The organism is Pseudomonas meliae (genome assembly GCF_001400515.1).
GTDB classification, from domain to species: domain Bacteria; phylum Pseudomonadota; class Gammaproteobacteria; order Pseudomonadales; family Pseudomonadaceae; genus Aquipseudomonas; species Aquipseudomonas amygdali.
In genome coordinates, this window is sequence record NZ_LJQT01000099.1 from 1 (window position 1) to 225 (window position 225).

The window sequence follows — 225 nt, forward strand, 5'->3', positions numbered from 1 at the left end:
TTCCTACACATCGCTATGAAAGCATGACGCCTCCTTCCATAGCGTCAGCTTGATGCATAGGAATTTCAAAATGCCTATGCATCAACCATCCTCATGTTCTGTCTTTAAGGGCTTCCCGGCTTGCGGCCCCTGCGGGACCGCAGATATCTGATGTACACCATATTGCACACCCGAGGCGCGGCCATCAGCAGGTTGACCAACGGGGGCCTGAACGGGTGGGGTAGT

General features: G+C 54.2%; 1 pseudogene. It reads right to left on the bottom strand.

The features are described 5' to 3' along the window. Positions 1–81: 81 nt before the first annotated feature. Positions 82–225: pseudogene (locus ALO64_RS26150) on the bottom strand (replication initiation protein); the annotation flags it as partial.